Source organism: Marivirga lumbricoides (genome assembly GCF_014636295.1).
GTDB classification, from domain to species: Bacteria; Bacteroidota; Bacteroidia; order Cytophagales; family Cyclobacteriaceae; genus Marivirga; species Marivirga lumbricoides.
In genome coordinates, this window is the sequence record NZ_BMEC01000001.1 from 585,741 (window position 1) to 600,773 (window position 15,033).

The 15,033-nt window shown below is 36.9% G+C and carries 8 protein-coding genes and 1 pseudogene; 5 read left to right on the forward strand and 4 right to left on the reverse strand.

The genetic code is table 11. The features are described 5' to 3' along the window. Positions 1 to 246: 246 nt before the first annotated feature. Positions 247 to 3,432 (forward strand): SUMF1/EgtB/PvdO family nonheme iron enzyme, encoded by a 3,186-nt coding sequence (locus IEV85_RS02510; protein WP_188460204.1) that lies wholly within the window; start codon positions 247 to 249, stop codon positions 3,430 to 3,432. Positions 3,433 to 3,873: 441 nt separating this feature from the next. On the opposite strand, the gene IEV85_RS02515 is transcribed toward IEV85_RS02510, so the two are convergent. The 3 genes from IEV85_RS02515 to IEV85_RS02525 all read right to left on the reverse strand — a co-directional run bounded on the left by IEV85_RS02515 (position 3,874) and on the right by IEV85_RS02525 (position 8,278). After that, complete coding sequence (locus IEV85_RS02515) at positions 3,874 to 5,085, reverse strand: hypothetical protein (protein ID WP_188460205.1); 1,212 nt, start codon at positions 5,083 to 5,085, stop codon at positions 3,874 to 3,876. Between the two features lie 69 nt (positions 5,086 to 5,154). Next, a complete protein-coding gene (locus tag IEV85_RS02520; protein ID WP_188460206.1) occupies positions 5,155 to 6,795 on the reverse strand; it encodes a hypothetical protein in 1,641 nt (546 codons plus the stop codon). 154 nt (positions 6,796 to 6,949) lie between these two features. Then, positions 6,950 to 8,278 carry a hypothetical protein gene (locus IEV85_RS02525; protein WP_188460207.1) on the reverse strand — a complete coding sequence of 443 codons (1,329 nt, stop codon included), beginning with the start codon at positions 8,276 to 8,278 and terminating at the stop codon, positions 6,950 to 6,952. Between the two features lie 668 nt (positions 8,279 to 8,946). Here IEV85_RS02525 and IEV85_RS02530 point away from each other — a divergent pair. The 4 genes and pseudogenes from IEV85_RS02530 to IEV85_RS02545 form a co-directional block, all read left to right on the forward strand. Then, positions 8,947 to 9,126: pseudogene (locus IEV85_RS02530) on the forward strand (nitroreductase family protein); the annotation flags it as partial. A gap of 192 nt (positions 9,127 to 9,318) precedes the next feature. After that, the gene (locus IEV85_RS02535) at positions 9,319 to 10,353 is read left to right on the forward strand and encodes a helix-turn-helix domain-containing protein (protein WP_188460208.1); all 1,035 of its coding nucleotides are present in this window, start codon (positions 9,319 to 9,321) and stop codon (positions 10,351 to 10,353) included. A gap of 50 nt (positions 10,354 to 10,403) precedes the next feature. Next, a complete protein-coding gene (locus IEV85_RS02540; RefSeq protein ID WP_188460209.1) occupies positions 10,404 to 10,634 on the forward strand; it encodes a hypothetical protein in 231 nt (76 codons plus the stop codon). Then, positions 10,635 to 12,296 (forward strand): carboxypeptidase-like regulatory domain-containing protein, encoded by a 1,662-nt coding sequence (locus tag IEV85_RS02545; RefSeq protein ID WP_188460210.1) that lies wholly within the window; start codon positions 10,635 to 10,637, stop codon positions 12,294 to 12,296. It begins immediately after the preceding gene. A gap of 264 nt (positions 12,297 to 12,560) precedes the next feature. Here IEV85_RS02545 and IEV85_RS02550 read toward each other — a convergent pair whose 3' ends face one another. Further along, positions 12,561 to 15,023, reverse strand: a complete 2,463-nt coding sequence (locus tag IEV85_RS02550) for a YbcC family protein (RefSeq protein ID WP_188460211.1) — start codon at positions 15,021 to 15,023, stop codon at positions 12,561 to 12,563. Between the last annotated feature and the right edge of the window lie 10 nt (positions 15,024 to 15,033).

Sequence of the window (15,033 nt, forward strand, 5' to 3'; positions counted from 1 at the left end):
TGAATATTCTATTCCTTCGCCATCACCCTTTTCCTATGCGCTAAACCCCATTCCGCCAGGATGATGTTTTTGCGCAATGATTTGGATGAAGTGCTAAGGAAAAATTTTGTAAATTTAATTAGTTTTGGTGTAGGCAGAGACGAAGGCACTTCGTAAACTGGCACTCATCATGGCTTGCTGAGAAGCAGTAACGGCAACAAATTTACTGCATCGATCAAGAATAATTTTTCATTATTATCTAAAAAAATGAAAGCATATTTACTCCTATTGTCAATAGCAGTATGCATCACGCATTTAACAAATGCGCAACCCACTCCACCAGATGCTTATAACCCATCTGATAATTTTGATAAAGTGGATACTTCTATGATATATTTAGAATGGTTCATTCCTAAAAATACCGATGCAACTTTTACCTATGATATCTATCTTGGTAAAGACCCAAGCCCACCCATTTACAGATCAGCTATAGAAATTGTAGATGGACCTCTCAATAGTGATGGCACTGAGTTTAGCTTTTCAGGCAATGTTCAAGATGGGGATGACAAACTATACTTTGCCAGCTATATAAACATACAAGACACACTTGAAACCAATACCACTTACTACTGGAAAATAGTCGCTAAAAGTGCATCCGGACTCAATTTGGAAAGCAATGTTTTTACTTTTAAAACAAGTGAACCTAAACGGGCTAACCAACTACCCACTGCTCCAAAATTGATTTCTCCGGCAGACGGAAGCATCACTGAAAATGGAAACATTACCTTACTTTGGAATAAAAGTACCGATCCTGATGGAGATGCTGTTTCTTACCGTGTTTATTTAAAAAGAGAAAATAATAATGCTTCAATTATTGCAAGTAATATTACGGATACCACTTACACTATCCCGTATCAACTGGTAGACCAATTAAACTATCAGTTTTCAGTGGCAGCAGTTGACGGTTATAGTAATGAGGCAGTCATTTCTGAAAGCAATAGTTTTACCATTGGGAACTATTATAATGACCCACCTCAAATAGGTGATTTGATTTATCCCGTTCCTGACCCATTAATGATGAATTTAGATACCCAAAACCTTGGTTTCACGATCAATTTCAATTGGGAAGAAGCTTATGATAAAGATGGAGATGTACTCAAATATGATATTTATGCTTCAGCAGAGCCTGATCCGCAAACACTTATTGCCACTAATCTGCAAACCACCAGTTATAAACATACATTTAGCACCTATGGAATGCTTTACTGGAAGATGGTCGTAAAAGATGAAACAGGAATAGCAGACACCTCAGCAATCTCTTATTTTTCTTGCTGGAATAATGCACCAACAAATTTTTCTATCGATATGGTAGAAGTGGAAGGAGGCACTTTTATGATGGGACAATCTGATGCTACAGAAGAATATATTTTAACTACAGATATAGGTACTGAAATTTGGTGGGATATCACAGATGAAAACCCTGCTCATGCTGTAACCCTAAGCAATTACAAAATAGGTAAATATGAAGTTACCAACCAGCAATATGTGAAATTTTTAAATGCTATATTACCTTTTACAAGCTTAGTAAATTCAATAAGATCACATAGGCAAAAAGCATTTCCCTATCAGGCAGTTGTGCTCAATAATAGCAGCACACTTTGTTTGGTTTTTGATGCTACTCGCGATTTATCAGAAAGAGATAATATTGGCTATGAACCCGGGTATGATGCCCCAATTATCTGGAACGGAACTAATTTTGAAGTGGATCCTAATTATGCTAATCATCCTGTTCGCCATATGTATCATGATGGTGCTTTAAAATTTGCAGATTGGGCTGGCTATAGATTACCAACTGAAGCAGAATGGGAGTTTGCTGCTTTAGGGGGCAATAAAAGTGAAGGTTACAAATTTGCTGGTAGCAATGATTATACTGAAGTGGCAGTACATGGTAAGAATACATCTGACATTGGGTCTTTAAAACCAAATGAATTAGGCATCTTTGATATGTCAGGCAATGTGGCTGAAATCTGTCAGGATTATTATAATAAAAACTATTATAGCATAAGTGATTCATTTAATCCTGTTTGCCAAACTAGATCAAATTTAGGACCATCTGTTAGAGGAACCAATGGTGTTTTTGAGACAATATTTAGAATAAAAAGAAGAGAATATCTAGCTGGTGCCCAATACATTACTTATGCTGGTATTAGACTGGCTCAATCTGATAAAATTTTATTAGAAGGTTCAATTACCGATAAAGCAGGAAATCCTATTAAAAATACGCCTGTAGTAGGTTTTCCAGGTGAGGTGAAAACAGATGAAAACGGGCATTATTCAGTAGAAGTATTAGGAGGTTGGTCTGGCAAAGTAAGTGCAGTGGATAGTAAATTTAACTTCTCTCCCGCCTATATTGAGTTTGATAAATTGTATAAAGATTCAACCGAAAACAACTTTATAGCCTCAACTGTAGATACAGAAAAGCATAGCATCACATTTAATATCTCCGATGGCACTAACCCAATTGAAAATGCCAAAATTGTAATGGATGATGAAAATTATCTAAGTGATGCTAATGGAGAAGTAAGCATTGATGAACTAGAAAACGGTACTTATAGCTATTCTATATCTGCAAATGGTTTTGAGGATTATTCTGGTGAATTTACCATTAATGATGCTCCTCTCATAGAAAACATCACCCTTATACCTGTAGAAGAAGAAACACTTTATTCCATCACCTTCAATATCTCAGATGGCACTACGCCAATAGAAAACGCAAAAATTGAATTCAATGAAGAAAGCTATCTGAGCGATGAAAATGGTGAAGTTGTGATTGATGAACTTGAAAACGGCACTTACAACTATTCCATTTCTGCTGATGGTTTTAATGATTATGCTGGTGAATTTAAGATTGATGCTACTGATATTATTCAGTCTGTGATATTAGAGCATACTATTCCTGAAACCATCATTTATACAATAAGTGGTCAAATTCTGGATGAAGAGGGAAATCCACTAGCAAGTGTAAAACTCAATGGATTTACCAACCCTGTACTGACAGATGAGAATGGAAACTTCTCAACTACCGAATCTGAAAACTGGTCTGGTACCATCATACCGGAACTAGATGGCTACCTATTTTCTCCTGAAAATAAGGGAATAACCAATTTACAATCTGATATTACCATCGATTTTACTACACGTGTTATAGTAACTTCAATAGATAAAAAACATGCGGTTAAGCTTATAAAAGTCTATCCGAACCCTTCTGTCGGACAATTTACAATTGAGTTAAATGCCAAAACCTTTGTACAGATTATGAGCATAGATGGCAAAATAGTTTTTGAAAAAGAACTCTCAAAACCAGAAAACATTGTTTTACAGGACAAAGGCCTTTTTATAATTAAAGCGGAAACAAACCATCAGATTTCTATACTAAAGGTTTTGGTGGAGTAAACTCAATCTAAGTTTTGTTGAAAAAATTAGAGCTGAGAATTTTTCCTCAAATGTATCGGAAACTCAGTGATTAGCTCAACAAAGTTTAATTAATACGAACAACTTGTACCTTTTTTGGAAGGATGTGAAAGAACCCTGTAGGGAACATCCTTCCAAAATCCACCTGGGAAGTACAAAGTCAAAGTCCTTAAAGACCACGACTTTTTTCCCTCTCTAAGTAGCCAAGACCTAAGGCTATCCCTTGGAATATCACAAAACGTTGTGCGGTTTAGATGCTTGATCGTTTAATCGAGAGAGACAGGAGAGCACTGGCTCTTTTAATTCTCCGCTGGTATGCATGTCTGAATGCTAAACTTATTTTCTTGTTCATGCAGACATGCAACCGAGCGATCTGGAGACCATGTTCAACCAGAGGTATGACAGGAAGGCTTTATTTATATTTTACAAATCAACTACATAACCGGTTGGTTGATCGCCAAAGCTTGCTTGCAAAAGAATCAACCTATTGTCTTTGATGTCCATTCTTGTCTCTCTATTTTCATGTAAAAAGCTGTAACTGGTTTCCTCACCTCTACTATCACCTGGTTTTAAATCATATAAAATCTTTTCATAAACAGGTTCTACTTCATGCGGTGCCATTTCGTTATTGTATACTTTCATTAAATCAACAGGATCATATACCCAGGCAACAAGTTGTTTCCCTGATGAATGGTATCCCTTGCCACCACCGTAAGGATCTGGCGGGTTGTTTGCATTTGCTTCACCATACCAAGTGTCACCATATCCCCTATCAAAGAGAATCATAACCCCATGTTTGCTTTCTGTTTCTATCCAGACAGCTGAATGTACCTTGTTGGCCATCCACCAATACTGGGGCATTGTGCTTTCAGAGCTATGCACGACCAATGGGATTGCCGTCATATCTTCCCCCACAGGTTTAGTATCATCAAATTTTACAGCAAAAAGATTTGGTCCCCAACGTCCCAAAGCTGCTCCGGATACCCCTTCTTGTCCGGCTAGAAAAGTAACCCCTTTCGCTTTTAAATTGGCAGGAGCCTGACATAAGTAGCCACCAATCCGCATATTATGGGCTAACTCATGATCAGCATTCCACATTCCATGTGCCGTTCCATTATCATAAGAAGTTCCTTTTTGCAAATAACCAAAGCTGTCATAATCCTCCCCACTCCCATTATACCACACATATTTCGTAAAATATATCCGGTCATCAATATTTAACAAATCGCCTAACCTATAATATCCGTTGCTTGTTTCTCCTGTTGATTGTAAATTACCTGTTGGCTCAAACCAGTTTCCTTCAACAGTAGCTTCGGCACCATTTAGGTTGCCTGGCAAAATTAATTTTCTTACATCTTTAGAATAGGTATGCCCTTCCAGAATTATAGATGTATGGTCTAGCATACAAAAGGCTCCATAGGAATAGGAGAAATTCTGGTCTTTCACTCCTTCACTGCCCGTAGGAAAGGAAAAACTCCCCTTATAACCAGCCTCTATATCTTCCCAGCTTATAATACCTGCCGGGGCCACAGTACTGACATTACTGACTGTATATATTATTCCAGGGTCAGAGTTTTTCTTGCAGGATAATAAAATTAAACTGCAAATTAAGATCGCTAATATTTGCTTTTTCATTGTTGAGGTTTCTATTTAAAAGTTATTGAAATTTCTGGTTATGGGGTTTTTCATAAGCTATGTTTTACTCTAATGGGTAATCACTATACTTCTTTCAAACTGACGTACATTATCAAAGACCTCCAGAATAATATGATCCAGGTCTTTTACTTCGATTAAAACAGACTGAGTTACATTTAAGTCTTTCAATTCAAGGTTGGCATATAGTTCTGCTAATTCCGCAGCTGTAAACACATGATTTTGAGTAGTCAGATCACTTTGAAACGGAATAGTGGGTCTATAATGCAACTCTTCACCTTTAGCATTGTAACATTTTAAAGAGTACATAGGAATAGGTGTATAGAAATACTGGTTCCTGGGATAATACTTGAGGGTGAGTGTGCTATCTGTTGATTTAATTTCAAAATTATCCTTTATTTTATCACCAGCTGACAACCTGGTTTTGTGCGTTCCTGTTGCAATAAAAATATCCAGGTCAACAAGGCACTGAGTAAGTTCTGCATCTCGTGTGTAAGGTGATTTTTGAAATGGCCCAATATTAGAGTAAGTATCATATGAGCCAATATATCTCTTAAGTATTGGTTGATAGGATATAGTATCTCCTTCTTTGGTAATTCCACGAACAGATTTCGACTTAACATATACACCTCTCATAGGACTGGTTATAAAATCTTTATCAAAATCAATTGAGCCTTTGTAATATATGCTGAGGTCGTAACCTTCATGTTTTGCAAAATGAAGGCTATCAGTATAAGCATCTATTATTGTATTAAGCTGTAGGTCGGTGTAATGTGGCATAGGTGGAAATTCGGGCAAAGTATCATTTCGGTCACTACTTTCTTTATACATGGACTTCATCAAGTACTTATAGTAGTTATCATTGCGTATCATAGAGAAATAGTCAATCTCCTCGAGCAAAGTGGGGGAGTTTACACCTTGTTGTTTAATTTTGGTATACAATTCCATCTTACCATCTAGCTGTAAATATTGGTTGGCCATTAACAGCATGCCGTCTTTCTTATTAAGAATAATATTTTGCCCAGCCTCTATTTCTTTACCAGAGAAAAGCCCTTTTCCGGTAGATGTGACATGAATAGATTTTCTGGAGACCTCTTTCACCTTGTGTTTATAAGAAAAAGGAATATATCTGCTTTTTCGTACCAACATAGAATCGGCACTTTCCCATATCATTCCCTGTTTTATTTTTTTTGCACTTTTAGGAGTGGGAATTGCCGTTTGATTAAAATCAACAAACTTATGTAACATTTCTTCATCTATTAGTTCTTCCCAAAATTTGTCCGCACTATCAGGCATACTTATTTTACCCTCATGAGAAACTAAAAAACGCTTACCCACAAGTTGATACAGTTTGCTATTCTTCTTATTTATATGGGTAGTTTCATAGGTGTTAAAGTATTCATCGGAAGAGTTGACTTTAGAGTACCCTTTTAAACCAACGATTTGAAAATAATAATCAAAATCGGCATTAATAAAAGTTACAGTGTAATCAAAGTGTAGTAACATTTCAGTAGTGCCTAAAGGGCCGTATTTGCTAATCAGATCCTTATAAACCATTTCAAGCTCATAATTGTAAGTACGATTAAGAATAGGATTGATTACAAGAGGCGTTTTCTGGGCAGATGCGGTATTTCCAAGTAATGAAAAACCTGTTAGCAATAAAGCAAAAGATATAATTCTTAAATGTTTCAAATTTTAGGTGTTTGCTATACAAAAAAGAGGAGGAGGACAGGCACAAGACGGCAGTCACCAACCAAAAAGAAAAATGAGAAAACATGCCAATACCCTTACATAAACCATAAGGGTATTGGATATTCCCAAGGTCTTCACACACACTATGGAGTGCCTACAAAGCTATTTCATATACAGCTATTAAAGGAATAGTCTCATAGCCTCCTTCTGTATCTGCCTTTAGTGATATGTAAAGCCTGTTATTTATTTCATCATAATCAGCGCCAATAATGGTAGCTATATGTCCATCGTTATCCGGATCTTGAACCGGTACTACTATCGGGCCGTACTCATAAGGTCTGGCCTCATATTCTTTTGTAAGGCCATTCTTATGATCAATCAAATCCTGCACATCGTATAACCAAATGTAGTTATCCCAATCGTCCCAATCATGTGGGCATTCGCCTGAACACGCCCCATCCCTTCCGATAGGAGTGTTTTTATAGGCTATTCCGTGACGAATACCACCGGTGCTTCCGATGGTAAGATAAGTACGCGTACCTGGCACGATTACACCATAAATCCCTCTAGAGAGCTCAGTCCATAAATCGTTATCACCAACACATTCCCCTCGCCATTTGCTAGCGTCATGTACGAAATCAGGGCACTCTTCAGTATATGGCCGAGGGTAATTAAACGAATTTTCGGCTAAGCGATTGTGAAGCGGGTATTCCTGCAATCTTGTATTCGGAACGGTACCTCCTGACCCTATAGTTAACAGGTCTTCTTTGTTAAAGCTATATGCACTAGGCCCCATTGACCATCTGGCATTAATGGAGGCCATACGTGCTCCTCCTGTTAAGTAATTACCACCTAAATCACCTTGTAATTCAAGCGGAATAGGAGACATCCAGCCTGTAGCTCGCATTTTATCATTCATCCCGATATAGCCTCTCACATCGCTGTTTGCCAAATCGGAAGGATCTTCAATAATCATCAGGTTGTCAACATCAAACCCAGTAGCAGAAGCTGCGTCATAGGGGTCGAATACAGTCACAATAAGTTTACCGTCAATTAGCTCCATGCCCCCTATATTTCTTATGTCGTTATTTGGGGTTTTGAAAGGCACTCGATCGTTGAACAATGAAAATTCTTGTAAAGTAGGCCCTGTCTTTTTCATTTCTGATAATACAGTCGTATTAGTTAACTCAGGAATTGCAAATTCGGCAATCGAATTGGAAGGCTTTCCTTCAATAAAAAATGAATTAGTCTCAGGGCTGACCGCAAAACGTCCTTCAGAAAAACCTAACCTCGCTTCTTGCCCGGTAACATAGTCAAGCCTAAAAGAGCCTAAGTAGTGTAAATCCTTTGATGATAGCAAAGAAGGATGTGGCGGGTCGAATATGGTAGAGTCCTTGTTACAACTGACCATAAAAGCAAAAATTAAAATGAATATATGTTCTGTCCGAAATGTCATTTTTTTACTTCTCTTTTGATATTTCATTGGTACTCCTTTTTAAGTTTAAAATGCTATTTACTTTATTATCAACTATTAAGCTGTGATTTTATATAGCAACAGAATTCTTATCTCCAGCAATGATATACTTTTAAGTAAAGTCGTACCAACTACAACCTGCTATCGCTTACGTATTTTGTTTGGACATTAATTGGGCACACCATTTGCGCTGTCTACATAAACCTTATTCTTGTAGCGCTTAGTAATTCTCTTTAAATTATCCAGATGTAAAGAAAATAAACAAAAAAGTCATTTAAGTTGCCTCAAGATAAGTTTGGTTAAAAATCAACGAATTGTCATCTGCTTATTTTCTTTAGAAAGCCCGAATGCACATACCATATCCGGGAAGGTTAGTATTAATTACGCTACTCATGGAAAATGAAATTGAACTCAAAAACTAGATATACTGACCTTAATAAGTGTTCCTTAAACTTTAAAACTAAGTATAAAGCCTCAAAAAAGAGAAATTTCACTAAATATTGAGGTTTCAATTACACTTTAAGCTATTTTAAACAAAATTTTATTCTCTATCTTTTTGCTACTATATAACAAGACTTGATTTCCTTCAATGGAAAACTATTCTATCTCGAAAAACACCCCTGTAGTCCCCTCCAGCTGGAGGGCACAGCCACACGGCTTTAGATCAGCAGAAAACTAAAAAAGGGAACATTGAATGGTCAAGTAGACACGCTTACATTGCATTAGGTACTGCTTTAATTGCTGCAGCCAATTTACAGGTAGAAACCACTCCAATGGAAGGTTTTAATAGTGAGAAACTAGACGAGCTTTTGAATCTGAAAGTAAGTAAGGTGGCCAAAAGAGAAACTGTTGACTGAAGTAAATTAAGAAAGGTATACAGGTATGGAGTATAAGCCAAAATGTAAATTCTCTTTAGCTTATACTTTTATGTTAATTGTAAAATACCACTAAATTTGAAGCATATCTTAGCAATAAATTTAATGTTAAATTAATCGGTGGAAGTTGGATAGCTAATTTCACAACCATCGTACTTTAAAAAAAATAAATAGTTGAGTAACCTAATCTTGATACTATCTGCAGGCCAGGGAAGCATATTAAGCATTGCGTTGATCAGCCGTGTAGTTAAATCAGATTATTTCAGATTCTTTTTCGGTATTTTGCTCTTTGTAATTTCCATTGAAATCTGGACCTATTGGGGAATTCAAACTCGTACTATCCAAAGCGATTTTGCTTTCCCCTGTTGGAATTTAAGTTCTTATTTACTTTTTCCTCCAGCCCTTAATTATATTCTGCACAGGCTAAGATTTGAGAATTATAAACCCAATAAGCTAACCTTCATCGTATTAATCCCCGGTATATTAGAAATTATAGTCAATGTAATTCGCTATTATTCTTATTACTATTTTGATTTTCAATTCCTTAATAACAATGTTCTCTGGATATTTTACACACAAATAGCACCATTGATTTGGCTCGGGTTTGTCCTAATCATAAACATGAAATGGAAGAAGCAATCCACCAAATACCTGCTAGTATATATTTACTCCTTTCTGGTATTCCTGCTTTGGCTGGTAGATTATATATTTCCTCATCAGATTTTTACTGCCGTAGAAATTATACTGATAGCTACTTTATTTGTGCTAGGATACCTGGCTTATATTAAACCCAATTTCTTCCAACCTCCGTCTGTATCTGTTCTTGATCTTCAATATTCCAATTATAACCATGTAAAATATTGCAGTGCTTTTAAAAATTACATTCAGGAGGAAAGTTATTATAAGGATTCCGGGCTAACACTTAAGCAAGCAGCTAAGGAAATTGAGGTTTCTCCTAAATATCTGTCCTATTTGGTTAACAAATTTTATCAAATGAATTTCAAAAATTACCTTAACCAACAAAGAGTGCAAAAGGTAATTGAAGAATTAAAAGCGGGTAAGCATAAAAAGCAAACACTACTAAGCATTGCACTTGATGCAGGTTTCAATTCAAAATCAAGTTTCAATGCCATCTTCAAAAGCCTTACAGGCCACACACCTACAGAATACCTGAAAAATATAGATAAAAACTTGTCCGAAAACCGGTAATTAGGCGACTACATACTTTCTTTCAACCTTCTTGCAATCAAAAAATAATTATGAAATACTATTTGATGATTGCACTGGGGCTTGGACTTTCTACTTGCTTTGCTCAAGATAGAATACAGGTAAAACCTAATAAAAACATGGAGCTTTTAGGGATGATGTACACCATTGTGTATGAAAACCCTGAAAATCCGAGATATGATACGCACAATCCTGATTGGGAATATGGAAACTGGTTGCTCGGAAAGTATGGTAAATATGGAGAAAGTAAAACCATACATTAAATGCTACCCCTTATTGATCATTTATGGATTAGTGATTTCTTCTCCTTACTCCTGAAAGTTGATGACTTTCCTAAAGCCAGGCTGCCTAAAGACATATCAGATGCTGATATAGCAGGGTTTTCACAAAATAAAAATCCGCAAGAAGGCAGAGAAATAGCCATCCACTTTTTAAGACAAATGAATAAATTCTATAAAGAAATAGATTTTGATAGCTATTGGAAAGAAAGAAGTGCTTTCTATCAGTCAGCTACTGATGAAATAAGTGGAATACTTAATTCCGGTGATTGGCTTGATATGGCTGAATCATTCTATCAGCATTCATTTGCACTTTATAATGTGTATCCATCTCTCACTTTACCTCCTTATATGGGATTTGCTACCAATGATGAGAAACAGGCTTTTGCTTTGCTATCAGCACAAACCCATCAAACGCTGGAGAATAAAGAAATGGGATTTGCGGACACCTCAAAAGTGATGGACATCTATATTCATGAATTAGGGCATTCTTTATTAAATCCTTCATTTAAGCAATTATCAGATGAGCTTTTTGAACAAACAGCTCCTGCTTTCACATTCATTGAAGAGCAAATGCGCGAGCAAAATTATTTATCTTGGAAGGGTGTAGTAAATGAATATTTTACACGATCAGGCGAAATTATTATAAGAAAAATGCTGGGAGATACTGAGGCTGAAGACAAGCTAATGGAATTTCATCTGCAGCAAAAGCATTTCATTTATCTTCCATTGTTTGTAGATGTTTTTTGGAAAAACTATCAGCAGGGTCACTCCTATTTAAGTGGAATGAAAACATCTCTGAATAAACTTAAGGACCAATATAACAAATATAACAAGACAGATAGTGAAGACATGTCACAACTCAGTATAAGTGGAAAGGTGATGGATTTAAAGACCGAATCAGCTATTCCGTTTGTGAATATCGGAATATCAGGTAAAAACGTTGGCACTATCTCCAGAGAAGATGGCTCATTTGATATGATTATAAAAGACTATGATTCTGCTGATAGTTTAAGTTTTTCTATGGTGGGCTACCAACCTTTCAGCATTGCCATTAAAGCTATTAATGAAGATTTTCTAAAAGTCTATCTTTCTGAGGATATACAAATATTAAAGGAAGTTAGTATTAAGGCAAATGAAATCAATGAAGAGGTGGTACTTGGAAGAAAGAAAAAGACCAAAACAACCAGAGGGCAAAGTAATTCAACCTCTTATGGAACAGGAATGGCTTACGGCATTCGGATTAATACAGAGGGCTTATCTTATATGCTCAAAGAAGTGAATTTCCATATGCGATTTAACTCCACCGACAGCATACTCTTCAGAATTAATATACAAGATATTAAAAACGGACTGCCCGACCAGACAATTTTAAGTAAAGAACTATACATGAAAAGTTATAAAGGGCAAAAATGGATAAGTAAAGATTTTAGTAATGAAAAAATTATTATTGATCAGGATGTAATTATTAGCTATGAGGTAGTAAAAGTCTGGTTTAGTAATAAAACTTATAACAACATTTTTTTCACTTATGGAAAAGGCTATGAAGAAGGGGGACAATATATGCGGGAATCAAGTTTCTCTCCCTGGAAAACTTCATCAGATGCATTTCCTATTGCTCTATACATTACCGGGAGAGTACTATAATTTCTCATAATATATGACCTCTTAAAAAAATACATTAATTAAATACCTGAATTTCTTCTCATCCTTTAAGTAGGCTCAGTTGATCATTTTCTTTCAATAAAAGAATGATCTTCTATTCCTACTTAAGGGTTACAGAAGTTACAATACATAGTTCTTGATAAATTCTTTAAAAAAAAGGATATGGTTCAAAGAAGCTATTTTACCTGTGTTTCATCAAATTTGTATCTATATTCAGATGGTGCTCAATAATTTACCGGCTATTTTTTAAATCATATCCCACTGTAAATCACCACAATATTGAAAAGCTACCTTTCCGTCATCATTCATTCCGAAGAGGTAGATCCATTCATTGTCGCACAACTGTTTAATTGTATCATTTTTGGCTAGTATTTTACTCATCTCATCTATGGGCGCCTCAATAAATACATTTAAGCGCTGAGGTTCGTGTTGAAATTGTTCACCATCATGAACCGACTGATAAGGAAGGCCAACTCTCAAATCCCCTCCGAAACCCTCTAAAACTCCCAGTCCACCTACCACATTGTGCAGTGTTTTATTGCCTGAGCCGAACTTTTTATTATCGACAGTAGAGGCATAATATTGCAGGTTGATCCAGCTGGTGACCACCATAGGCGCAGTCATTATCAGCTCAAGCACAGCAAAATTCTCGTCTTTCTGCCAATTGTAGCTATGCATAAAAGCTTTGCCTTTAAAATCCAGACCTTCTGTTCTTTTTCTGGGTGCAACAATAAATGAGGAACAACCTGCCAGGCCCCATTCGGGCCTCACCTGAGACCAGTCAGTACTTCTTTTCAGCACTTTTCTGTTAATATTTCCCTTTGTAAGCTTCATTCTTACCGCACGTTCTCTCCTTGATGTTTCACCTGCCAATTTCAGTGAAAATTGTATTTGCTTCAGGTTTTCCTCTTTCATAGTAAAAGCTTCATTTCCAGTATGGAAGAGCTTTACTTCATCCGTGGTGGTATCATGCAGAGCCGCCACAAAAACAGTAGTATTAGGAATGCTGATGCCCATGGTTTGCAAACCTATTCTCACTTCAGGATCATTCAATATTGTTGCGGCAACTTTTGCATTGGCTTCGCCTGTATTTCCTCCACATGCCCCGCAATCTAACCCGGTAGCATGAGGATTATTAACTGTAGAAGAACCATGGCCCACTATAAGCACCGTTTCAGCAAAATTTTCGGTTAATGACATCGCTTTTAAGGCTCCGGCTGCCATTTGAATTCTATCCTGAGCGGGTATTCCGGAGGCATCTCCCTTCCCTTCGTTGATGTTTACCTGCTTATGCTGAAACTGTTTTTTGTTTAAACCTGAAACATCAGGATGGGTAATTGGCCTGGTAAAACCGAAAGAATCGGAAAAAAGTTTTGGCAGGTAGGCTAAACCCACAGGTCCCACAAAGCTAAAACACGTAATAGCACCAAGTTTAAAGGATTTCCATGCCTTTAGAAGATGTGCCCTCAATGTACGTCCGGCAACAGCAGCTTTTTCTTCCTCAGAATTTCCCAGGCCCTCTTTTACCGTATGTGAAGGGGTAAGCAGCACAGGGCATTGGCTACTTCCTTCATGATACGCAAGCGGCACGTATTTAATCGGGAAAGCAAAAAAGCCCGCAAATCCCATGGTTTCAATTTCATGGTTAGCCGCTTCCAAATTTCTTCGGTATAACTCGGAGCGAACATCTATGCAAAATATTGCCTGAACTTTTGGTTTATTTTCTCTTGATTGGCTTACTTTTTCTGTGTTGATTTTCGTTATCAGCTTTCTTTGGTTAGCCAGATCAAATGCCTCCTGCATAATAAGCTGAGTATTGAATGCTGTATTTACATTATGTTTTTTAAGTTGAATGTCTGCCTTAACTTTCTGCGCATTCCACGCGTTTGCGAGCTCATCACTTTCCAGCAATTCTTTCAAACATAATTCCCAAACTAAAAGAATCGAGAGAAACTCTTCCAGTGCCTGGCTATCCTTATTTTGCAATTTGGCATCCCAGTCTATTCTGGCAGCAAAACCAGACCAGCCATTCAATGTCATCAGCAAGCCTGTTAAGTAAGCCTCCACCAAACCCTCAGGAAGCTTTAATTTTTCCAGGGCTACCTCAGCCGCTTCTAAATGATTATCAGGTAATGATCGAAGGAATTTTCTAAAGCCTTTTAAGCCCATTGCCTCCATGCTAAAATCTATTTCTGCTTCTTTTTTCCATGCTTTAAAAAGGGAGGCGGAACGAGGAGCAGTATCCCAAAGCGCCTGATCCTTATCAAAATAGGCTGAAGCCCAGAAAGAAACACGATCTACCATAAACCTGCTCCATTCCTTGCTGTAAATACTGCTGGCCACTTCTGCCAAAGTCAATAACTTGAATTCTGATTCCTGCTCATCTATCTCCTGAAGGTGATATAAAAATTCATCCACCTCTTTTACAATACCTGATCCATCTTTACTAAAAGCTTCTTTAAGATCTTGCTTGCTGATAATATCTTCATGTAAGGCATTGAGATAAAAGGAAAGTGGCAAGGTAGCTTCCACTTTACTGCTTTTATGCAGAAACAGCATCGCATCCTGAAACTTCATATCCGCTAGACCCAGGTATAGATTAACAGCTACAAAACTGTCGAGCGACCAAAGAGGAGCGATTCTGCTTACTCCTTTATTTAAAAGTGATTGAATGCTGAGGGTTTTATCAGATTTCTGCGTTAGGTTCATGGAATTCAGT